This is a genomic window from Pseudophaeobacter profundi (assembly GCF_029697505.1).
In the GTDB taxonomy this organism is placed as follows: Bacteria; Pseudomonadota; Alphaproteobacteria; order Rhodobacterales; family Rhodobacteraceae; genus Pseudophaeobacter; species Pseudophaeobacter profundi.
This window is the reverse complement of the sequence record NZ_JARJEF010000002.1, coordinates 1-20988: the sequence shown is the minus strand read 5'-3', so window position 1 is coordinate 20988 and position 20988 is coordinate 1. Positions and strand designations below refer to the sequence as shown.

The following is a 20988-nucleotide window of genomic DNA, read 5'->3' as shown; positions in this document are numbered from 1 at the left end:
GCTTATTCGGCCTTCATCGCCTCGATCGAGATCATCACGGCAACTTCGTCGCTAACATAGGGCGCAAACTTTTCCAGCCCATAGTCGGAACGTACCAGAGTAGTGGTTGCATCAAAGCCCGCCCAGGGCTTACCCGCCATCGGGTGGTCGCCCGCCTGGTTCAGCTTGGCATCCAGAACAACGGATTTGGTCACACCGTTCAGAGTGAAATCACCAGTGATCTCGGCAGTGTTTTCACCGGTCACCTTGATATCCGTCGAGGTGAAGGTGACCTGCTCCTGTGCGGATGCGTCAAAGAAATCCTTGGACATGAAGTGATCAAAACGGGCCTGCCAGCCAGTCAGCATCGAGGACAGTGGCATGCTCACAGATACGCTTGAATTGGCGGGGGCCTCTTGATCAAACATGATCTCGCCCTCAAAGCCCGAGAACATCCCTGTCGTTGTCGAATAGCCCAGGTGATTGTAGGTAAAGACAACTTGGCTGTGGCTGGAATCCAGAGTGTATTTTTCAGGTGCGGCCAGGGACGCCGTCGCGGTAAGGCCGGCCAGTGCAGAGGCGAGAAGGATTTTTTTCATTGCAAGAGGCTCCATTGGAGAAAGGATAGCGGACGAGATGTCCTTTTGGTGTCACGGCAACCTGTGTGCTGAGCAGCTAAAAGAAAAGCGACATTTTCCAACATGTTCTGTTGAGAAAAGAACAAAGCCCCCCGTGAAACGCGTAAAGGCCTATGTATCAGGGAAATATCGCAGCACCGGTCTAGGCGCATCACAGCATCGTGAAGCTCTAGCTTAACAGCTGAACCGCGCCGCTGAGCTGATCGCGCAGCTGACTGCGGGCTGCCGCGCCCCCCAGGGGCAGCTCAACCAGCAGACTGCCATCGCGCTCATACAACTTTACCGCACCTGCGCTCAGCCGGGCACCGCCAAGGCTGTCATAGCTGCGCCGCAGCACCATCCTGGGCCGCCCACGCCCATCTCGTCGCAAAATCCGCAATTCCCGGTGCAGCGGATCAAAACATGCCTCTGGCTGGTTGCGCATATCCTGCACCGTCATCAACACCACACCGACGACAATAATCAAAACCGCAGCACCAACCTTCAACAGGCTCAGTTCCGGGTCCGCAACATTGCCGGGAAACAGCCAGAGCCCACAGGCCCCCACCACCATGGCAACCCCCAGGCCGCGCAGCAAAACGCTGCGTGCGCGCCAATTGGCCTCAAACCCTAACACCAGCGGCGGCGCGCTGGCAAAGACCCGCCCCTTTTGAAACCGATTTGTGCCGGATACGCCGCCAAAGGCAGGCTCCAACAATCGCGCTGCATGCTCTTGGCCCAGGGTGGCTTCGCCGGAATTTCCCATCTCATACCTCAAACTGCCTAAAACCCGCTGCCGCCCGGCCCCTTCCAACCCTCTTGGGCCCGGCCAGGTGGCGGCAATGAACGCTTCATTAACCAAGGTTGACGAAAATAATGCGGCAACAATGCGGCGCAGATTGGGGTTTTGCTGTTCACCGTCCGATATTTCGCTATACGCAACAGATCAAGACAGGCACACTGCCCAGGGCTACGGGCCGCTCTTCCCGCTGATCCGCGACCAGCCCCGCGCCCCCCGACCGCACAGGCTGCCCCGACTGCACAGATGCCCCAGAAAAGCATTTGACCTTGCTCTTTGCGCAAAAGCCGATATATGGGGCCAACCTTCCGCGACAATTTCGATCCGCGCAGCCTCTCGTGACAGGGCAGCGGAAGGTTGAACCGCCCCGTCTATGAAATGCGCCTTGAAACAAACTGGAGTTCGCATGCCCCTCTATGAGCATGTCATGATTGCGCGTCAGGATCTGTCCAACTCGCAAGCTGAAGGTCTCGTCGAACATTTTGGTGCCGTATTGGCTGACAACGAAGGTAAGCTCGTTGACAGTGAATACTGGGGCGTCAAAACGATGGCCTACAAGATCAACAAAAACCGCAAGGGCCACTATGCCTTCCTGCGCTCTGATGCTCCGGCGTCGGCGATTCAGGAAATGGAACGCCTGATGCGCCTGCATGATGACGTGATGCGCGTTCTGACCATCAAGGTCGACGAGCACGCCGAAGGACCTTCGGTTCAGATGCAGAAACGTGACGAACGCGACACCCGTCGCGAGCGCCGCTGATCCAGCTTGAGAAAAGGACGCTAAACCATGGCAGCCAAACCGTTTTTCCGCCGTCGCAAAGTGTGCCCCTTCTCGGGTGACAATGCGCCGAAGATCGACTACAAAGACACCCGTCTTCTGCAGCGCTACATCTCTGAGCGTGGCAAGATCGTGCCTTCGCGTATCACCGCCGTTTCGGCAAAGAAGCAGCGTGAACTGGCCCGTGCTATCAAGCGCGCCCGCTTCCTCGCCCTGCTGCCTTATGCTGTTAAGTAAGGAGACCTGAGCAATGCAAGTTATCCTTCTTGAACGTGTCGCCAAGCTGGGCCAGATGGGTGACGTCGTAGACGTCAAACCCGGTTTTGCCCGTAACTTCCTGCTGCCCCAGGCGAAAGCCAAGGTCGCATCGGAAGCAAACCTGGCCGCATTTGAAGCCCAGAAAGCGCAGCTGGAAGCACGCAATCTGGAAACCAAAGCAGAAGCCGCCGCCCTCGCTGAAAAGCTGGACGGTCAGCAGTTCATCGTGATTCGCTCTGCCTCCGACTCTGGCGCCCTCTACGGTTCCGTCACCCCGCGTGACGCCGCAGAAGCCGCCAGCGAAGCAGGGTTCTCGGTAGACAAGAAGCAGGTTGCTCTGATCGATCCGATCAAAGACCTCGGCCTGCACACTGTACTGGTCAAACTGCACCCAGAAGTCGACGCCCAGATCAAGCTGAACGTCGCCCGTTCAACTGAAGAAGCTGAGCTGCAGGCCTCTGGCAAATCGATCCAGGAGCTTGCTGCCGAAGAGGAAGCAGCTGCTGAATTCGAAATTTCAGAACTGTTTGACGATATCGGCTCTGCCGCTTCGGACGACGACGACGAGGGCGATGCCCCTGCCGTCGCCAGCGAAGAAGAACCAACAACCTGATCGCACCCCGATCAGATTGATGAATGAGAAAGGCCACCTCTGCATGAGGTGGCCTTTTTTGTCTTGGCTGCCTTTGGGGCTTGGCGATCTGGCCCCACCCGATCTACCCTGTATCATATTCACAGTGAATTCGAAGGAGTGTGGTCATGTCTGGACGTATCTTGAAATCTGTCAGCGGTGGTCTTTTGTTGCTGGCGCTTGCCGCCTGCGACACCGTTCCCGTAGATGCCCCGCTGATGGTCAGCGGCTCACCTGGTGCCAACTTCAACAGCGATGAGGCCCAATGCCGGGCAGAAGCACGCCGCGTTGGTCAGGGTCACATCGGCAAGACAGCAGCCATCGGTGGAACCGGAGGGGCCTTGGTGGGGGCAACCGAAAGCCGGGACAAGGCTCTGGCTGGGGCACTTGCTGGTGCCGCCATCGGTGCCGCAGTGGCGGATAGCCAGGTCAAGCAGGCGCAGCGCCAGTATCTGGTACAATGTATGCAGCAGCGCGGCCATCCTGTCACCGGCTAGCAAAGGACAGGTCCCCATAGACTAGGGCAGGTGATGGTACGCCATGCCCCAAAATCCGCCGATCCCCGACCGGGCAGCTTTTGCTTTTGGTCCAGCTTAGATAAAACCGGCGCAGCTGGCGCGCTGCGCTGCGTTACAGGGAAAGGCCCAGAGCATGATCCAACAGTACCTTCGCAGGCCCCTGATCCTGCTTGCCTATCTATTACCAGCCATTGCACTGTCAGCCTGTGGTGCCGCCACCGAAGAGCCAGGTTTTAATCCTCCGCTCTATCCCAACGAAACCCCCGAGCTGCGCCAAAGCATCAACTATTGGTCCGATCACTACGAGGTCCCGCCTGCCCTGGTGCACCGCCTGGCCATCCGTGAAAGCACCCACCGGCCCACGGCCGTGAACCGCCCCTACTACGGGCTGCTGCAGATTCTACCTGCAACGGCGCGCTCCATGGGCTTTAGTGGCGCGCCCAAAGACCTATTGGATGCCGATACCAACCTTGAATTTTCGGTGAAATACCTGCGCGGCGCCTGGCTGTTGTCCGATGGTGATTTTGACACCGCAGTCAAACATTATTCACGTGGCTATTATTACGCCGCCAAGCGGCGCGGCATGTTGAAGGAAACCGGCTTGGTAAACTAGGGTCGGCCCCCTAGGCACCATCAAGGGTTGCAAAAAACATCACGTTCCCTGTCATTTTGTTGTTATCGTTCTCGGGTACCCGCAGAGCACAACAATACTGGGAGCTGAACAATGCCGATCACCCTTGACCGCCGATCCTTTCTTGCTGGCAGTGCTGGCCTTATCGCGCTGCATCCGTTTTCGCTGCAAGCGGCGTCCAATCAGGTGCATCTGCGGCTGATGGAAACCACCGATCTGCATGTGCATGTCTTTCCATATGACTATTACGCGGACAAGCCCCGCGATACGGTTGGCCTTGCCCGCACCGCCTCTCTCGTCAAAGAGATCCGCGCCGAGGCAACCAATGCGCTGCTGCTCGACAATGGCGATTTCCTGCAGGGCAATCCGATGGGTGATTACATCGCCTATGAGCGTGGCATGCGCGACGGTGATCTGCACCCGGTGATTGCTGCCATGAACGCCGTTGGTTTTGATGCCTCTACCCTGGGCAATCACGAATTCAACTACGGGCTAGAGTTTCTGATGAAATCGCTGGCCGGGGCGGATTTCCCCGTCGTCTGCGCCAATATCGCCAAGGAAACTGGTGCTGCCCCGCGAGATGACAAGACCCTGTTGCCACCCTATGTGCTGATGGATCGGACCTTGACAGATGGTGCCGGGCAAAAGCACGCCATCAAGATCGGGCTGATCGGTTTTGTGCCCCCGCAGGTCATGAACTGGGATCGCCGCCATCTGGAAGGCAATGTGCAGGCGCGTGACATCTTGCAAACTGCCCGCGCCTATGTGCCGGAAATGAAGGAAAAAGGCGCAGATATCATCATTGCGCTGTCACATTCCGGTATTGGCGCGGCCCGCGAAAGCGATGGCATGGAAAACGCCTCTTTGGTCTTGGCCGGGGTGGATGGCATTGATGCGATCATGACCGGCCACAGCCATCTGGTGTTTCCCTCCTCCAAATACGACGGGCTGGATGGCATCGACGTGGCCAAGGGCACATTGCAGGGCAAGCCCGCCACCATGGGGGGCTATTGGGGCAGCCACCTGGGCCTGATTGATCTGATGCTGGAACGAGATGCAGGCGGTTGGCGCGTGGTTGGCCATGCCTCCGAAGCGCGCCCTATTTCCAAACGCAACGAAGACCGTTCCATCACCGCGCTGGTCGACAGCACTGCAACGGTTCTGGCCGCAGCCGCACAGGAACACGAGGAAACGCTGGCCTATGTGCGCCGTGCAGTCGGCAAGACAGATGCACCGCTGCACAGCTATTTTGCACTGGTTGCCGATGATCCTTCGGTGCAGATCGTTTCTATTGCGCAAAGCTGGTACATCGCCCAGATGCTGCAGGGCACCGAATATGACGGGCTGCCCATCCTGTCAGCCGCCGCCCCCTTCAAGGCTGGTGGGCGCGGCGGACCAGACTATTTCACTGATGTTCCCAAGGGCGATGTGGCGATCAAGAATGTGTCTGATCTGTATCTTTACCCTAACACCGCCCGCGCAGTTCTGGTCACCGGGGCCGAGGTCAAGGACTGGCTGGAACGGTCCGCCGGGATCTTCAACCAGGTCGAACCCGGCAAGGCGGACCAGCTGCTGCTCAATCCGGCCTTTCCCAGCTACAACTTTGATGTGATGGATGGCGTAACCTACCAGATTGACCTGAGCCAGCCTTCCAAATTCAGCACCAAAGGGGAATTGCAAAACCCTGATGCAAGCCGCATCACCAAGCTTGAATACAACGGCGCCCCCATTGATCCAGAGGCTCAGTTCATCGTCGCCACCAACAATTACCGCGCCTCTGGTGGCGGTGATTTCCCCGGCGCCAAGGGCGACAGCATTGTCTTTGAAGGGCCGGATACCAACCGCGATGTGATCGTGCGTTATATCGTTGAAAAGGGCACCATCAGCCCCCGTGCCGATGCCAATTGGCGGTTTGCGCCGCTGCCGGGTACAAGCGTCCTGTTCGACACCGGCCCCAAGGCCAGTGACTATGCCAGCGACGTCCGGGGGGTAGCGATCTCTGCAGCCGGGGAAGGCCCGGAAGGGTTTGCACGCTTCCGCATTGATCTGTGAACCTGGCACGGCGACACCCGCCTGCCTGATGACAGTTCCCCAAAGGGCCCGGCAAAAATGCTGGGCCCTTTGACGTAGCGGGTATGTGGGGGGCCTTCCAGCCGCGCAGCGCCGCGCTGAAACGTAATTACTGCGAGCGTATGTCCCTTTGGGACAACGAAAAAGGGCCGCCAATTGGCAGCCCTTTGAAACAGTAAGAAGACTGTAGATTATTCTTCTTCGAGGGCCTCAACAGCCTTTTGAAGATCTTCTTTCGAAACTTCTTTCTCAGAAACAGTGGCCTGTTCAAACAGGTGGTCGATGACCTTGTCTTCAAACAGAGGCGCACGCAACTGCTGTTGCATCTGGGCATTCTGCTGAATGAATTCAAAGAACTGACGCTCTTGGCCGGGGTACTGACGCGCCTGCGCCATGATCGCCTGGGTCATCTCTGCGTCGGTCACTTCAACTTTGGCTTTCTGACCAAGCTCTGCCAGCAGCAGGCCAAGACGCACGCGGCGGGACGCCAGTTTGGTGTGCTCTTCAGTGGCCTCTACTTCAGCGTGATCATGGCCTTCGACATCTGGGTTTTCCTCGTGCCACAGCTGATGCGCGATCTGCTTGGCTTCGGCCTCCAGCAGCGACGGCGGCAGGTCAAAGGAGACCAGCTCGTCCAGCTTGTCGAGGGTCGCGCGCTTCATCACGGCGCGGGCGGCTCCAGCATATTCTGCTTCCAGACGTTCGCGGATCTGGCCCTTCAGGCCTTCCAGGTCTTCAGCGCCGAACTTCTTGGCCATCTCGTCGTTGATCTCGGCAGCCTTGGGGGCCTTGACCTCTTTGATGGTGCAAGAGAACACGGCTTCTTTGCCGGCCAGGTGCTCGGCCTGATAGTCGTCGGGGAAAGAAACGGTAACGTCTTTTTCCTCTTCGGCTTTCACGCCAACCAGCTGCTCTTCAAAACCGGGAATAAAGGAGTTGGAGCCCAGAACCAGCGGATAATCGTCTGCTGCGCCACCTTCAAAGGCTTCGCCGTCCACTTTACCCAGGAAGTCGATGACAACCTGGTCACCATCTTCAGAGGCAGCACCTGCTTCGCGGGCTTCGAATTCCTGGGCGTTTTCTGCCAGGCTTTCCAGCGCTTCGGTGACGGCCTCTTCTTCAGCCTTCACAACCAGCTTTTCCAGGGTCACACCAGACAGGTCGACCTCAGGAATTTCGGGCAGCGCCTCATAGGACATCTCGACGTTGACGTCGTCGCCCTCTTTCCAATCTTCATTGGTCATTTTGACGTCGGGCTGCATCGCTGGGCGGTCGCCGCTGTCTTCGAAATGCTTGTTCATGGCACCGTCGACGGCTTCCTGCATCGCTTCGCCAATCATGCGCTGGCCAAACTGCTTTTTCAGCAGCGCCATAGGAACTTTGCCTTTGCGAAAGCCCTTCATTTCGATTTCTGGCTGGGCTTCAACCAGCTTTTCATTGACCTTGGCGTCCAGCTCGGCAGCAGTGACCGTGATGGCGTAGCCGCGTTTCAGACCTTCGTTCAGCGTCTCGGTGACCTGCATCCTATACCCCATAGAGATTCGGGGCGCGCGCGCAGGCAACACCCCCAGACAATTTGAGGCCTTCTATTGTTACTGGCGGCGCGGTGCAAGGGGGATTGCCGGTTTCAGTCTCTCAAAGCCGAATTTACTGACAAAATTCTGCCAAAAACAAAAAAGGCACGCCCCCCGCATGGGGGACGTGCCTCTGCCCCAGGAACCGAGGGAACGGCCTGGGGCAAGCATGGTTAGATCTTTAGAACTTCCAGCGAGCGCCAGCCAGGATCACGTTGGAATCCTGGTAGCTGGTCCCCGACGTGTCCGCGTAGGAATAATCGCGGTAAGCGATGTAGGTTTCCAGGTTCAGATTGTCGATCTTTTGAACCGCAGCAACACCCCAGGATTCGGAGGTATCACCAGTGGTCACAAGATCAGAACCGTCATAGTAATCGACCGAGAACGAAGTCTTGCCCGCGTTGATCAGGTTGGCCGAATATCCCAGCTTGGCATAGCCATAGTTGCCCGAGATATCGCGATCCCCTGCGGCCAGTGTCATCGACAGGCCGGTGTCACGGTGCAACAGCGACACCGAACCGGAAATATCGCGACGATCCTGCTTGCCGGTCTGTTCTGTCCAGGCTGCCGCCAGACCCGCATCCAGTGCAAAGGCACCCAGCTCATCGTTGCCGTAGCGTACCGCAACGTCATAGGTTTCGCGGTCGTTGTTGGTGCCCAGGATGTCTGTGCCGTAGGATGTCGAGAAGACAAAACCAGCAAAGTTGTTGCTGTCATAGCGGATCCGGCCCAGACGGCTGCCATCCAGATCGGTGAAGGCATCACCAACGGTCACGCCGCTTACAGCGCCGCTTGCGGTGCGGAAGGCATAGCCGCCGCCAATATCACCTACGGATACACCCGCGCCCAGACCGGTGCCCGAGAAGTCAGCCCCTGTGACGCCGTCAGACGCCATAGACCCCTGACCAGCAGAGAATGTGCCGTAGTTGGCAGTTTCAAACTGCAGATCCACGTGGCGCAGGTTGGTTCGGCTCCAGCTCAGGTTTTGGCCTGTGCCAGCCTGATCCACCCCATCAGAGGCGCGCAGACCAAAGGCTGTTTCAAAGTGGAACTTCAGCGTGTTTTCGCCAAAGGCCTGCTCCAGCCAGAACCCGATGCGCGAGTTGGAGGAAGAGTTGTCAACAACGCGGCTGTAGTCTTCTACACCATCGTCATAAGACTGGAAGGATGGGTTGAACTGACCATACCAGCGGAAGCTACCGCCGTTGTCATTGGTATAGGTGGGGCCAGCAAAGGCTGGTGCGGCCAGCAGGGCGGTCGCAACGGCCGCGCTGCTGCGCAAAGCGAATTTGGTGCTCATGGTCTTGAGTCTCCTGATTGAACTTTTGCGGTGCAAGATCCCCCCATCCCAGGGATCCGTACCTCGGCCCGGATATATCAAGCAGTTTTTTTGCGGCGCAGTCTTGAAATTGGCTTTTGCGCACATGGCCGAAAAATACGCAATTTCCCGCTGAAATCCGGTGCCAAAAATCAATTTTTGGAAAGAAAGCGGTAAAGTTGAGTGAACTACTTCACCTACCGCCTGCACAGGGATCAAAGCAGCATTGCACCCAGCGAAACCCACCTTCCAAGAGCAATTTTTTTTCGGCACCAGAGATTCGCACACCGGTGCTTTTCTTTTCGCTGGCCGCCCTGCATCAAGGCAGATCCCCCGCAGAAGATAGCAGGTCCACGCGGGCCGCAGCCTCGGTTTCACGGTGCAGGTAGACAGGCTACCAGCCTTCATCTGCCACCCGCGAAAGCAAACGCTCGGTTTGGTCGCTCGTCCAGTCGGCGCGCCCTGTCACGACGGCCCATGCCTCTGTGTAATCACGCACCGCGTAGTTATGCCCGTGCCCGGCCGGGACCCGAGCCGCCGACAGCATATCCAGTGCCACCTGGAAAAACGTCACCACAGGTACCCAGGTAAAGCCCGATGACACACCGCTGCCCCGGTTCTGCCCCATCCAGGCGGGCGCTCGCGACCACATGTTTTCCTCAAAGAAGACAATCGGGTCCGATGGGTAGGCCAGGAATACGGTGCGAATGGGGCTCCAGCCCTGTTGCTGGTCGGCAGCGATCATGCCGGGGCCAAAGGCACGAAACAGCCCGCCGTTTTCAAAGCGGGGTTGCCAGGCCGGTGACTGCGGATCGCGATTGCGCTGCACCCGTTTCCACAGCGGGTTGCGAAAGGTCGGTCCAGCCCAGAGAGCACCGTGAAATGGGTCGCTTACATAGGCATAGAGCGGCACAGATGTTTCAGACCCCAAAGATCCCAGGCTCAAGCCAAAGAGATAGAGCTGCGGGCGGGTCTCGGCTGGCAGGGTTTTCCAGTAATTATAGATCACGTCAAACACGATGGATGCGGATTCTTGCACCAATCCGGGCTGCAGCAGCAGGGATTGCGGGCTGGGCAGGTATGAGTACTGCACCCCCACAGTGGCGATGTCGCCGTCATGCATGTATTCGAGCGGTGCAATTGCGCCATTTTGCAGCCACCCAGTTCCGGTTGGCGTCGCAATGACCAGTATCTTGCGCGAAAAGGCATCAGTGCGTTGCAGGTCTTGCAAGGCCAGCTGCGCCTGCGCCAGTGGTGTCGGCGCCGAGCGGAGCCCCACATAGACACGTATCGGTTCTTGCGCTGGCCTGTTGCTAAAGGCCTCGATATCGCTGCGGCGTGGGCCTTCATGGACAAACTGCTTGCCCGCCTTCCCCAGTTGCCCCCAATCGATCAGCGATCGGGCACTGCCCGAACGCTGCGGCTCTTGCGGGGCAAAAGCGCCGGGCGGGTCAGAGATATCAATACGTGCCTGGGCACTGTCGATCGCGGCGATTGTACGTTGCAACAGGGTATCGTTTGCAGCAATGACCAGTAGCCCCAGAAAGGCCAGCGCCCCCAATAAAGAGGCGATACGGCGTGGCACATAGTGGCGTGGCAATGCGGCCGCCCAGGCAAGGGCCAGATACAACACTTTACCCAGCAGGATAAGCAACAAGGCGATGCCCAGGCCAATCAGGGTGATCTGCAGGTAATAGCTCTCTTCGACCTTGGGCATCTGCATCAGGCCACGGGTGACATTTTGCCAGTTGGCCACGTTCCAGAAGGTATAGCCCGCGACAACCGCGCTGGAACCGGCCAGCACCAAATACATGCGCGCGCGCCACCTTAGCGGCAGCAGCGGCAATTCCAGATAGCGCCAAAGCCAAAGACCAACGGTGCCAGTGCCGTAGCCAAGCGCAAAGACCAGCCCCGACAACACCCCCTGAAACACCCAGGGGCGTGGCAACAGAGACGGCCAGAATGTCGCAACGCAAAAAAGGGCTCCGAAATAGAGCCCTGCCAGTGATGGCTGCCACCACAATAGTTTTTTGCGCCCATTCTCGATGTCTGCTCGCTGCCTGTCCACGCCTGCCCCGGAGTAATTCATCTGGCTTCCCTTGGCTTCCCTCAAGATCGTTTTTAACGGCAAACGCGGCGGCCGAATATATAAATCGTCTAATTCCAGCCAATTGCCGCCTGATGCGCCCTGCCAAAAATGCAGACAAACATGATTGCGCCCAGGTAAATGTTCACTTAATGTTCCTGTCATTCGTAATAATCATCTTGGAAGAGGTAACATAAATGATCACCGGAAGCTGTTGTTGTGGAACAGTTAAGTTCGAACTCCAGGCCATCCCAAGCATGCTGGGCACCTGTCACTGCACGCGCTGCCGAAAAGCTGGCGCCAGCGCAATTGTCTTTGTCAAACGGGATGATCTTAGATGGGTGTCCGGCAAGGAACAGGTCGCGCTGTATCACCCGGCGGCCCCATATAAATATCATCGTTGTTTTTGCAGACTATGCGGCACATCGCTGGGCGAAATCCTGTCCGAGGAAGATAGCTTTCCCATTGCCGCAAATGCCCTGGATACGCCGGTTGCGCTGCAAAACCAGTTTCACGAATTTACCTCTGAAAAACCGGGCTGGTACGAAATCTGCGATGATGCGCCGCAATCTCCGGGGAACCCGCCAAGCTGATCCTGCCCACTGACTGGCTTTGGCGGGCCAGAGACTTCCCGCCCTATTGCGCAGCAGGCGCCGCAAGTATTTCCTCTACCGTTGCCAGTTTGGCATTGGCACAGCTCCGCCCCCGCAGCTCTGCGATCAGCGCATCCGACAGCTGGCCTTCGCTGCGGGGCGTCGGCCCCTGATAGCCTGGACAGGGCTGCAACAGATCGGACGGCACCGGGATTGGCCCGGCTCGCTCATCCGGGAGAGCGCTGGAACAGCTGCTCAGCAGTACGGCCCAGCAAAGGGGATAAAGGCGCATCGCGGCCCTCCATCTGTTTAAAATCATTGATAATTTCCGACCATCGCCGCGCCTCATCTGCGGCGCGGTCCAAATGGGCGCGGTGAATGCGGGCAGCCGCGGCCGCCTGTGCCAGCTCTGCCCTGGCGGCGCGCAGACGTGTCTGGGTCTGGGCCAGATCTGCTGCAAGGCGGCGACGCTCACCGATCAGATCCAGTAGCGCCCACAGCGCGACCACAAGGGCCAGGCTACCAAGCAGCACAGGCAATTTTCGCAAGCCCCAGACCAGGGTCACGCGCCCGACCTCAGGGCGGCATGACACATCTCCATTTCAGATATGCGCCGCCGCGTCAGGCCACGCCAGACGCGCCCCCCCGCCCTGTTCCAACGCTGCAATTCATCGCAGCCCCCCGCCAAATCACCCGCATTGACCCGGCGCAGCAAGGTAGAACCACAGGCCGCCCCAACCCCGACATTATAAGTCCAGGACACCAGGGCGATCTTCATTCCCAATGGCACCTCTGCCGTCAGGCAGCGATCCAGCCCTGCTTCATGGCGGATGATTTCTGCCGCCAGCATGTGGTCACAGTCCGCCCGGCTGTAGCTGTCGCCCGGACGCACACCCTCGGTCGCGCCGTAGCACACCGTCCAGACGCCCACCACATCACGATAGGCCGCTTGGCGCAGCCCTTCCCAACTGCCAATGAAGGCAATGGCGCTGGACAGGGCAATGCCACTGCCGGCAATCAATCCAACATAGCGCCGCCTCAGGACTCCGCTTTGATCCGCGCGAAACCGATCCAGCCCCGAAATCCCCTTTTGCAGCACCACCCGCGCCGGAATCGCCAGCGTCTGGAAACTAGCTGAAACAGCTGCAAAATAGATCGGTGGCCATCCTATGAGGGCGGGGTTAACCAGGGCAAAGAAAAAACCGAAAGTGGCCAACAGGCTGGCAAGAATCAACCAGATGCTGGCCGATTTTGCCAGAACCGCCCGCCAGTTTGTAATAAGCGTCATCATCATTCTCCACATGCCAGCCCCCGCCAGAGCCAAAGCAATCTACAGGTCACGATTTGACAGAGCCTTAGACCAGCGCGCGCCTCAGACTTACCGGCGGGCCTGCCAATCCGCCCGGAACGCCCGAACACGGGGCAGTTTTGACGACCCCTTCACGGAAGGGTCGTTTTCGAACCTTTCCCGCCGCAGCGGGGCCTGTATCACCGGCGAAGGAATATATCGGGATCTCACAGCCTTGCGCTGCTGATCCGTCTATGAACAGATGCGAAATTTACGGTACGGATTGACCTGCAGCCTGCGGTCACGCCCGCCAAAGAAAGTTTGAGCGTTAAGTGAGGCTCTCTGCTGCACCCCCTACCCTGAAAGGCCAAGCCAGATGATTGTCCGGGACCACCCATCTTCACTGCAGTTGTTCTTTGTCATGCAGGGGTCAATTGTCCCAACGATCATCGGCAAGATCCTTGGCGTTGGTGTTTTGTCCATGGCGGTTCTGCTTGTTGATCTACATCTCATTAACCTGCCCCATATCTCGATGGCAGCGATGGGGATATTCGGCGTCGCGCTTTCGCTGTTTCTCGGCTTTCGCAACAACGCCGCCTATGATCGCTGGTGGGAGGCACGCAAGCTCTGGGGCTCCATGATTGCCGATGTGCGCAACCTGGGGCGCCACATGCGCATCTTTGTCGGCAATGAGGACGACCGCGCACGCATCCTGTCCTGTGCGGTTGCTTTTGCCCATCTTCACCGGGGCTTCTTGCGAAATACCGATGTAAGTGACGATATTGCACAGTGGATCGGCGAGGAGAAAGCCGCCGCAATGCTCGCCCATCAAAACCCCGCCGACGCAGCCCTGAGGTCAATGGCGGATCAGATTCGCAAGCTGAGCGAAAGAGACGACGTCAGTGGGTTTGGTCAGCTTACCATTTCCCAGACCCTGTCTTCTGTGGCGCTTGCACAGGCAGGGTGCGAACGGATCCTGACGACGCCGCTGCCCTTTGTCTATTCCTTGCTCATACGGCGGACCACCTATCTCTATTGCTGGTTGCTGCCCTTTGCGCTGATCGAATCCACAGGCTGGTTTGCCCCGCTCTTTTCTGCGGTGGTCGCCTATGTTTTCTTTGGCCTGCAAACGGTGACAAACGAGCTGGACCTGCCGTTTCGCGATGTGCAAAACGGGCTGCCGCTGGATGCGATGTGCCGGGTGATTGAAATTTCGGTGTCCGAAGCGCTGGGACAGCCTGCGCCAAAGCCCCTGACGCCAGAGAACTACATCCTGACCTAGGGGTTGAAACCGGTGCGTTTTCCATGTTGGAATAAACGAGGTGAGGTCTTGTGCATCACCCGATGTCAAGCTTGCAAAACCCATAGGACGCGTTGCGCAATGGTGGTATTGGGCCAGGCATAAAGTTACCTCCAGATGGTTCGCCCCGCCGACCACTCTGTACTTCACTCCGGTTCATAGCAATTTTTCCGCTCTCCTCTCCGTCAGAAAGGTCATATCGATTGGATCAAAACGACACCTGCCCAGGCAGTATTTATGGCGTCGATCAATGGGGCAAAGGTTTGATAACCGTGTCTCCTGACGGCGAGATCTCGCTTTGCGATCCGCTCAATGACGCTGCCGCCCCGATCAGCCTGCCGGGTATCCTGCAGGATCTGGAACAACGGGGCATCGCCGCCCCGATGGTGTTGCGCGTCAGTTCGTTTCTGGAACACGAAATCCGCCACATCAATCAAAGCTTTGCCAAAGCAATCAAGCACGTCGGATATAAAGCCCCCTATCGCGGGGTCTTTCCCATCAAGGTGAACCAACAGGCGCAGGTGGTGGATCGGATTGTTGAGTTCGGGCGAGAGTTCGACTTCGGGCTGGAGGCAGGATCAAAGCCCGAGCTTGTGATCGCGCTGGCGCACCGCCTGTCAAAGAACGCGCTGATTGTCTGCAACGGTGTCAAGGACGCCGAGTTCATTCGTCTGGCGATCCTGTCACAGCGGCTGGGCTTTAACACCATCATCGTATTGGAGAGCCCGAAAGAAGCAGAAACCGTCATTCAGGTCACCCAGGAATTGGGCATCGAGCCATTGCTGGGTGTTCGGGTAAAGCTGACCAACCAGATTGGTGGAAAATGGCAGGAAAGCTCGGGTGATCGGTCGGCATTTGGCATGAATTCCGACCAATTGTTGCGGGTGGTGGACCGGCTAAAAGATGTGGGCCTGCTGCACTGTCTCAAGCTGCAGCATTCCCACCTGGGCAGCCAGGTGCCGGACGTAAATGATGTTCGCCGCGCCACCACCGAAGCCTGTCGGTATTTCATCGAACTGACCCGCGAAGGCGTCCCCCTGACCCATCTGGACCTGGGCGGCGGCCTGGGCGTGGATTACACGGGCGAAAAACGGGCCGGTGAGAACTCGATCAACTACACGATCGAAGAATATGCCGCCAATATCGTGGAAACCGTGGCCTATGCCCTGGACGAAGCCGAGGTGGAACATCCCATTCTGGTCACGGAAAGCGGCCGGGCGGTGGTTGCGACCTCATCGATGCTGATCTTTGATGTTTTGGAAACGACGCTGTTTGATGCCCCGGACGCGCCAGAGGTGCAGCCCAATGATCATCATCTGGTGTCTGATCTGGCGGCAATCAGCGGGTATCTTGTGTCTGGCCGGGTGCAGGAATGCTGGAACGACGCCAGTTTTTATCGGGACGAACTGCGCGGGCTGTTTCGGCGCGGCATGGTCGACCTGCGCCAGATGGCCCGGGCAGAGCGGATCTATCTGTATCTGATTGCCCGGATCAAGATGCTTGTTGCTGCCTCGGACGAGGTGAACGAACTGGGCGAAAAGCTGGAAAAGGTTGCCGATGTCTATCACTGCAACTTTTCGCTGTTCCAGTCCTTGCCGGATGTCTGGGCCATTGACCAGTTGCATCCGATCATGCCGCTGCAAATGCTGGACCAGCCACCGGATCGCCGCGCCGTCCTGTCCGACATCACCTGTGACAGCGACGGCAAGGTGGATCGCTTTATCCTGGCAGAAGGCATTTCACCGTCGCTGCCGGTGCATTCCCTGCCCGAAGATCAGCGCTATTATCTTGGGGTCTTTTTTGTTGGGGCCTATCAGGAAACCCTGGGCGATCTGCACAACCTGTTTGGCGACACCAATGTAGTCACGATCGATCTGCGCTCGGATGGCGGCTTTGATCTGCTGCACGAACAGGAAGGTGACACGATTTCTGAAGTCCTGTCATATGTGGAATATGATCCGGCAGATTGCATTGCGGCCTTCCGTAAAATGGTCGATGAAGCTATCTCGGGCGGGGCCATAAAGGCCAATGAACGCAAGATTCTGATTGAAGCCTATCGGGGCTCGATCAACGGCTATACCTACTATGAATGACCTCGGTAAGGAGAGAACCACCATGGGCAAGACACTTGTTGTTGGCGCGGGCGGCGTAAGTCACGCTTCGGTGCATAAGATGGCGATGAACGCCGATATCTTCACCGAAATCACCCTGGCCAGCCGTACCAAATCAAAATGCGATGCGATTGCCGCCAGTGTGAAAGAACGCACCGGCGTTGACATCAGGACTGCGGCCCTGGATGCCTATGATGTGGCCGCAACCGTGGCCCTGATCCGCGAAACCGGTGCCGAGATTCTGGTGAACCTGGCCCTGCCCTATCAGGACCTTGTGTTGATGGATGCCTGTCTGGAGGCCGGGTGCCACTATCTGGACACTGCAAACTATGAACCCGAAGACGTGGCCAAGTTCGAATATCATTGGCAGTGGGCCTATCAGGACCGTTTCAAGGCGGCCGGCCTGACAGCGATCCTGGGGGCGGGTTTTGATCCCGGCGTTACCAGCGTTTTTGCGACCTGGCTGCGCAAGCACAAGCTGAAATCCATTCGCCAGATTGATGTGCTGGATGCCAACGGCGGTTCCAACGATCAGGAATTTGCCACCAACTTCAACCCGGAAATCAATCTGCGCGAAGTGCTGGCCGAGGCCCGGCATTGGGAAAATGGCGACTGGCAGGTAACCCCGGCCATGACCCATAAGGTTGAGTTCGATTTCCCTGCCATCGGGCCAAAGAACATGTACCTGATGTATCATGAAGAACTGGAAAGCCTGTCGACCCACTTCCCGGAAATCGAACGGGCACGGTTCTGGATGACCTTTGGCGATGCCTATATCATGCACGCCAAGGTGCTGGAAAACGTCGGCATGACCCGCATCGACAAGGTGATGCATGACGGGCAGGAAATCATCCCGATCCAGTTTCTGAAAACACTGCTGCCCGATCCCGGCGATCTGGGGGCTGAAACCAAGGGCAAGGCCTGCATCGGTGATATCGCCACGGGCGAGGCCATGGATGGATCAGGCGAAAAGACCTTCTACATCTACAATATCTGTGACCACGAAGAGTGCTATGCCGAAGTCGGCAGCCAGGCGGTCAGCTATACCACGGGCGTCCCCGCCATGATCGGCGCCGCGCAGGTTCTGAAAGGCAACTGGGCCGCGCCCGGTGTCTGGAACATGGAACAGCTGGATCCCGATGACTTCATGGACATGCTGAACCAACACGGCCTGCCCTGGCAGGTACATGAGCTGGACGGCCCTGTCGATTTCTAGCGTTAAATTTTCAACGTCAGGCCCGGTGGCACCACCGGGCCTGCCCCACATTGCAATGGTGGATGATGCGATGTCAGACTTGATGGCCACACAGGCTGGTGACCCGGGCGCATTTCGCGATTTTGATCTGTCCCGCGTGTCGACGCCAGCCTTCGTGGTGGACGAAAAAGCGGTTGAACGAAACCTGACGATCCTGGCCGAGGTGGCCGACAGGTCTGGCGCCCATGTTCTTGCGGCCCTGAAAGCCTTCTCCATGTTCGCGCTGGCCCCGCTGCTGCGCCAGTATATTGGCGGGACCTGCGCCAGCGGATTGTATGAGGCGCGGCTTGCACGGGAAGAATATGGCGGCGAGGTCGCGACCTTCTGTGCCGGCTACAAGGACAGCGAGATTGATGAAATCATCGCGCTCTCCGATCATGTGATCTTTAACAGCCCCGCGCAAAAGGACAGGTTTCTCGCCAGGTGCAAATCCGCAGGCAAACAGGTCGGGCTGCGCATCAACCCCGAACATTCCGAAGGCGAGATTGCCAAATATGACCCCTGCGCGCCCTGTTCGCGGCTTGGCACCCCTATTAGCCAGCTGACGACCGAGGCATTGATCGGCGTGGACGGGCTGCATATGCATACCCTTTGCGAACAGGGGTTTGCCCCGCTGGAACGGACCTGGGCCTCGATTGAAGAGACCTTGAAACCGCATATTGAACATCTGAAATGGCTGAATTTTGGTGGTGGACACCACATTACCCGCGATGACTATGACCGCGAGGCGCTGATCGCCTTCATCACGGGTATTCGCGCCAAATACGATGTCGACATCTACCTGGAACCCGGCGAGGCGGTGGCCTTGGATGCGGGTATTCTGATTGGCGAAGTTCTGGACCTGCCGCAAAATGGCATCGACTTGGCCATCACCGATATATCGGCCACATGCCACATGCCCGACGTGATCGAAGCCCCCTATCGCCCCGCCATGATGGGTGAGGTGGACACTGGCCATACCTACCGTCTGGGCGGGCCCTCTTGCCTCGCTGGCGATGTGATTGGCGATTACACAACCGCGCAGCCGCTGCAGATCGGCGATCGCTTCGCCTTTCTCGATCAAGCCCATTACTCGATGGTCAAGACCAATACGTTCAATGGCGTGGCCCTTCCCTCGATCCTGCTCTGGAACAGCCAGACGGATGAGCTGCGGATGGTAAAGCAATTCGGATACCTGGATTTCAAGGAACGTCTATCATGAGGGCCTCTGCATGAGCATCTTTCTCGACAGCGAACTGACCGATGCCGAACGGGGCCAAGATGCCCTGTTTCGCGTCATCCCTGTACCGCTGGAACGCACCGTGTCTTATGGTGCCGGCACCGCACTTGGCCCCCAGGCGATCATCGCAGCCTCAAACGAGCTAGAGCGCCTGTGTCAGGGGCTGGAGCCCTGCGCCAGGGGTATCTTCACCGAGACCGCGCTGGACTGCGAAGGGCCGCTGCCAGAGGTGATGGAACGGCTGGCACAGCGCACCGAGGCCTGCCTGCGCGATGGCAAACTGCCGGTGACACTGGGCGGTGAACACTCGCTAAGCTACGGCGCTGTCACCGGGGTGGCGCGCGCGCTGAATCAACCGATTGGCATCGTGCAGATTGACGCCCATGCCGATTTGCGCGTGGCCTACCAGGGAGAGCAGCATTCGCATGCCTCCGTCATGCATCTTCTGTCGCAAGCAGGCATCCGGCTGGCACAATTCGGCGTCCGCGCCCTGTGCACGCAAGAAGCCGAAAGCCGCACCGCCAATGCGGTCTTTCACGTGGACGCAGAAGAGCTGGTTACCCGCAATATCCACGAAATTGAACTGCCAGAAGATTTCCCCGAACTGATCTACATCAGCTTTGATGTGGATGGGCTGGATCCCTCCCTCATGCCTGCAACGGGCACGCCTGTCCCCGGTGGTCTGGGCTATTATCAGGCCCTGCATCTTGTGGAGCACGCGCTAAAGGGGCGCCGGTGTGTCGGGCTGGATGTGGTCGAACTTGCGCCCGATGGCAACGCCGCCTGGGACTTCACCGCAGCGCAGATTGTCTATCGTCTCATGGCGGCCTGCCTTGCAAACGGCGACAGATAACCTCAGGCGGTTGCCCAGGGTTTTCACGCGTTCCCCGGTCTTGTTACACACCGTTTGAACCGATTGGCCCAGGCGATCAGGCCTTGCAGGTTTGCCAGCTGCGCGATACCGCGCCCGTCTCGGCGCAGGACCTGGCCCTGGCCAGCCCTATGCGGGTGCAGCGGGCAAGAATCTGCCGCACAATCCGCAGGCAAGCGGCACTGAGATTTCCCTGTTGCGCAAGCTCAAGCGCAGAAATCAGCATTGGAACCGCAGTTGGTCAGGGCGCGCAAGACACAGATAGATGCGTTGTCCGTGGCATTCTGCCTCTTTTGTTGAAATTAGCGCTCGCATCCGGTTTCAACCTTTGCTATCCACCGCCGACGCAACAAGTGATTTGCGAAACGTGCGGGTGTGGCGGAATTGGTAGACGCACCAGATTTAGGTTCTGGCGCCTTTGGCGTGGGGGTTCGAGTCCCTTCACCCGCACCACAAGACCTCTAGATAGGTCAGAATATTCAGGAAAATCAGAGAGTCCGACTTGTCAGCGCAGACATTGCGGACACTTTCACATGACCCTGACACTAACGCTAAAATACATCGACTGGTATGCTCGGCCATATCCTCTGTCCTCACATGGTTAAAGCCTTGTTTAAGTAGGGATAATTCGTGCTGTCGGAAACCTGGCCTTGGTCGCGGCTGATCCTCGACGAACGGACGGCCAAAGGGGCGAAACAGACAACCATTCGCCGAATTTCCTGGCATCGGTCGATGCTTCCGGCTTCAAACGCGAGAGCAAAATTCAACCGAATTTAACCTTCGCATTCTAAAATTACGGATGGTGTTACTGTATTATTCCTAGTTTACGAGTGAGAAAATGTTACACGAACAGAGCATAGCGTTGTCCAAATTTGATCTGGACAACAAGAACCGAAGTTACTTGGTGGAGGGCGGAAAACTCGTCGCCCCGCTCTTGCCGGAGGTTCTGGATCATTTCTATGGCTTCATATCTGTTGATTGTCACTGAGAACTGACCCGGTATGCCGATAAATTGTCACTGAGAATTGACCCATGTGAACACACTGCCCCGACGGTTTTCGTTGGGGGGATTGGGAGTGATAGACATGGGAT

At 57.7% G+C, this 20988-nt stretch carries 20 protein-coding genes and 1 tRNA gene; 13 read left to right on the top strand and 8 right to left on the bottom strand.

The genetic code is table 11. The annotated features are described in order from the left end of the window. Positions 1 to 2: 2 nt before the first annotated feature. Positions 3 to 578: a YceI family protein gene (locus P2081_RS03355; RefSeq protein WP_278921475.1), complete on the bottom strand. Its 576-nt coding sequence runs from the start codon at positions 576 to 578 to the stop codon at positions 3 to 5. Between the two features lie 208 nt (positions 579 to 786). Further along, positions 787 to 1362, bottom strand: coding sequence for a hypothetical protein (locus tag P2081_RS03350; RefSeq protein WP_278921474.1), 576 nt, complete (start codon positions 1360 to 1362; stop codon positions 787 to 789). A gap of 439 nt (positions 1363 to 1801) precedes the next feature. On the opposite strand from P2081_RS03350, the gene rpsF reads away from it, so the two are divergent. From rpsF to P2081_RS03320, 6 genes are all read left to right on the top strand, one after another. Continuing rightward, on the top strand, positions 1802 to 2155 hold the full coding sequence (gene rpsF / locus P2081_RS03345; protein ID WP_232402295.1) for a 30S ribosomal protein S6: 354 nt from the start codon (positions 1802 to 1804) through the stop codon (positions 2153 to 2155). 27 nt (positions 2156 to 2182) lie between these two features. Then, positions 2183 to 2410 (top strand): 30S ribosomal protein S18, encoded by a 228-nt coding sequence (gene rpsR, locus P2081_RS03340; protein ID WP_005982441.1) that lies wholly within the window; start codon positions 2183 to 2185, stop codon positions 2408 to 2410. Between the two features lie 13 nt (positions 2411 to 2423). Next, positions 2424 to 3044, top strand: a complete 621-nt coding sequence (rplI, locus tag P2081_RS03335; RefSeq protein WP_278921473.1) for a 50S ribosomal protein L9 — start codon at positions 2424 to 2426, stop codon at positions 3042 to 3044. A gap of 146 nt (positions 3045 to 3190) precedes the next feature. Further along, entirely contained in the window at positions 3191 to 3559 is a 369-nt protein-coding gene (locus tag P2081_RS03330) for a hypothetical protein (RefSeq protein ID WP_278921472.1), read from the top strand. A 154-nt stretch (positions 3560 to 3713) separates the two neighbouring features. Beyond that, complete coding sequence (locus P2081_RS03325; protein WP_278921471.1) at positions 3714 to 4193, top strand: lytic transglycosylase domain-containing protein; 480 nt, start codon at positions 3714 to 3716, stop codon at positions 4191 to 4193. A gap of 111 nt (positions 4194 to 4304) precedes the next feature. Next, complete coding sequence (locus tag P2081_RS03320; RefSeq protein ID WP_278921470.1) at positions 4305 to 6263, top strand: bifunctional 2',3'-cyclic-nucleotide 2'-phosphodiesterase/3'-nucleotidase; 1959 nt, start codon at positions 4305 to 4307, stop codon at positions 6261 to 6263. A gap of 209 nt (positions 6264 to 6472) precedes the next feature. Here P2081_RS03320 and tig read toward each other — a convergent pair whose 3' ends face one another. The 3 genes from tig to P2081_RS03305 form a co-directional block, all read right to left on the bottom strand. Continuing rightward, on the bottom strand, positions 6473 to 7804 hold the full coding sequence (gene tig, locus P2081_RS03315) for a trigger factor (protein WP_278921469.1): 1332 nt from the start codon (positions 7802 to 7804) through the stop codon (positions 6473 to 6475). A gap of 232 nt (positions 7805 to 8036) precedes the next feature. After that, on the bottom strand, positions 8037 to 9155 hold the full coding sequence (locus tag P2081_RS03310) for a porin family protein (RefSeq protein ID WP_278921468.1): 1119 nt from the start codon (positions 9153 to 9155) through the stop codon (positions 8037 to 8039). A 412-nt stretch (positions 9156 to 9567) separates the two neighbouring features. Beyond that, the gene (locus tag P2081_RS03305) at positions 9568 to 11121 is read right to left on the bottom strand and encodes an alpha/beta hydrolase (RefSeq protein ID WP_278921467.1); all 1554 of its coding nucleotides are present in this window, start codon (positions 11119 to 11121) and stop codon (positions 9568 to 9570) included. Between the two features lie 335 nt (positions 11122 to 11456). Here P2081_RS03305 and P2081_RS03300 point away from each other — a divergent pair, with 335 nt between their 5' ends. After that, a complete protein-coding gene (locus P2081_RS03300; protein WP_313790322.1) occupies positions 11457 to 11852 on the top strand; it encodes a GFA family protein in 396 nt (131 codons plus the stop codon). Positions 11853 to 11895: 43 nt separating this feature from the next. Here the strand turns inward: P2081_RS03300 and P2081_RS03295 are convergent, their stop codons facing one another. Genes P2081_RS03295 through P2081_RS03285 form a run of 3 tightly spaced genes read right to left on the bottom strand, consistent with a single transcriptional unit; the run spans position 11896 to position 13140 of the window. Continuing rightward, positions 11896 to 12060 carry a hypothetical protein gene (locus P2081_RS03295; RefSeq protein ID WP_278921465.1) on the bottom strand — a complete coding sequence of 55 codons (165 nt, stop codon included), beginning with the start codon at positions 12058 to 12060 and terminating at the stop codon, positions 11896 to 11898. Between the two features lie 19 nt (positions 12061 to 12079). Continuing rightward, positions 12080 to 12418, bottom strand: coding sequence for a hypothetical protein (locus tag P2081_RS03290; protein ID WP_278921464.1), 339 nt, complete (start codon positions 12416 to 12418; stop codon positions 12080 to 12082). Beyond that, entirely contained in the window at positions 12415 to 13140 is a 726-nt protein-coding gene (locus P2081_RS03285; protein WP_278921463.1) for a lysozyme, read from the bottom strand. Before P2081_RS03285 ends, P2081_RS03290 begins: the two co-directional genes overlap by 4 nt. Before the next feature lie 376 nt (positions 13141 to 13516). Between P2081_RS03285 and P2081_RS03280 the strand changes: the two genes are divergently transcribed. From P2081_RS03280 to P2081_RS03255, 6 genes are all read left to right on the top strand, one after another. Beyond that, on the top strand, positions 13517 to 14422 hold the full coding sequence (locus P2081_RS03280) for a bestrophin family protein (protein WP_278921462.1): 906 nt from the start codon (positions 13517 to 13519) through the stop codon (positions 14420 to 14422). A gap of 221 nt (positions 14423 to 14643) precedes the next feature. Then, entirely contained in the window at positions 14644 to 16533 is a 1890-nt protein-coding gene (gene speA / locus P2081_RS03275; RefSeq protein WP_278921461.1) for a biosynthetic arginine decarboxylase, read from the top strand. A gap of 22 nt (positions 16534 to 16555) precedes the next feature. Further along, the gene (locus tag P2081_RS03270; protein ID WP_278921460.1) at positions 16556 to 17767 is read left to right on the top strand and encodes a saccharopine dehydrogenase family protein; all 1212 of its coding nucleotides are present in this window, start codon (positions 16556 to 16558) and stop codon (positions 17765 to 17767) included. A gap of 70 nt (positions 17768 to 17837) precedes the next feature. Further along, entirely contained in the window at positions 17838 to 19007 is a 1170-nt protein-coding gene (gene nspC / locus P2081_RS03265; RefSeq protein WP_278921459.1) for a carboxynorspermidine decarboxylase, read from the top strand. A 10-nt stretch (positions 19008 to 19017) separates the two neighbouring features. Beyond that, on the top strand, positions 19018 to 19878 hold the full coding sequence (gene speB, locus P2081_RS03260; RefSeq protein ID WP_278921458.1) for an agmatinase: 861 nt from the start codon (positions 19018 to 19020) through the stop codon (positions 19876 to 19878). A 387-nt stretch (positions 19879 to 20265) separates the two neighbouring features. Beyond that, positions 20266 to 20349, top strand: a tRNA-Leu gene (locus P2081_RS03255). The last annotated feature ends 639 nt before the right edge of the window (positions 20350 to 20988 follow it).

Bases quoted from the DNA above. Each gene is read 5' to 3' on its own strand.
- P2081_RS03355 (WP_278921475.1), bottom strand. From the start codon at position 578: ATGAAAAAAATCCTTCTCGCCTCTGCACTGGCCGGCCTTACCGCGACG.
- P2081_RS03350 (WP_278921474.1), bottom strand. From the start codon at position 1,362: ATGGGAAATTCCGGCGAAGCCACCCTGGGCCAAGAGCATGCAGCGCGA.
- rpsF (WP_232402295.1), top strand. From the start codon at position 1,802: ATGCCCCTCTATGAGCATGTCATGATTGCGCGTCAGGATCTGTCCAAC.
- rpsR (WP_005982441.1), top strand. From the start codon at position 2,183: ATGGCAGCCAAACCGTTTTTCCGCCGTCGCAAAGTGTGCCCCTTCTCG.
- rplI (WP_278921473.1), top strand. From the start codon at position 2,424: ATGCAAGTTATCCTTCTTGAACGTGTCGCCAAGCTGGGCCAGATGGGT.
- P2081_RS03330 (WP_278921472.1), top strand. From the start codon at position 3,191: ATGTCTGGACGTATCTTGAAATCTGTCAGCGGTGGTCTTTTGTTGCTG.
- P2081_RS03325 (WP_278921471.1), top strand. From the start codon at position 3,714: ATGATCCAACAGTACCTTCGCAGGCCCCTGATCCTGCTTGCCTATCTA.
- P2081_RS03320 (WP_278921470.1), top strand. From the start codon at position 4,305: ATGCCGATCACCCTTGACCGCCGATCCTTTCTTGCTGGCAGTGCTGGC.
- tig (WP_278921469.1), bottom strand. From the start codon at position 7,804: ATGCAGGTCACCGAGACGCTGAACGAAGGTCTGAAACGCGGCTACGCC.
- P2081_RS03310 (WP_278921468.1), bottom strand. From the start codon at position 9,155: ATGAGCACCAAATTCGCTTTGCGCAGCAGCGCGGCCGTTGCGACCGCC.
- P2081_RS03300 (WP_313790322.1), top strand. From the start codon at position 11,457: ATGATCACCGGAAGCTGTTGTTGTGGAACAGTTAAGTTCGAACTCCAG.
- P2081_RS03285 (WP_278921463.1), bottom strand. From the start codon at position 13,140: ATGACGCTTATTACAAACTGGCGGGCGGTTCTGGCAAAATCGGCCAGC.
- P2081_RS03280 (WP_278921462.1), top strand. From the start codon at position 13,517: ATGATTGTCCGGGACCACCCATCTTCACTGCAGTTGTTCTTTGTCATG.
- P2081_RS03270 (WP_278921460.1), top strand. From the start codon at position 16,556: ATGGGCAAGACACTTGTTGTTGGCGCGGGCGGCGTAAGTCACGCTTCG.
- nspC (WP_278921459.1), top strand. From the start codon at position 17,838: ATGTCAGACTTGATGGCCACACAGGCTGGTGACCCGGGCGCATTTCGC.
- speB (WP_278921458.1), top strand. From the start codon at position 19,018: ATGAGCATCTTTCTCGACAGCGAACTGACCGATGCCGAACGGGGCCAA.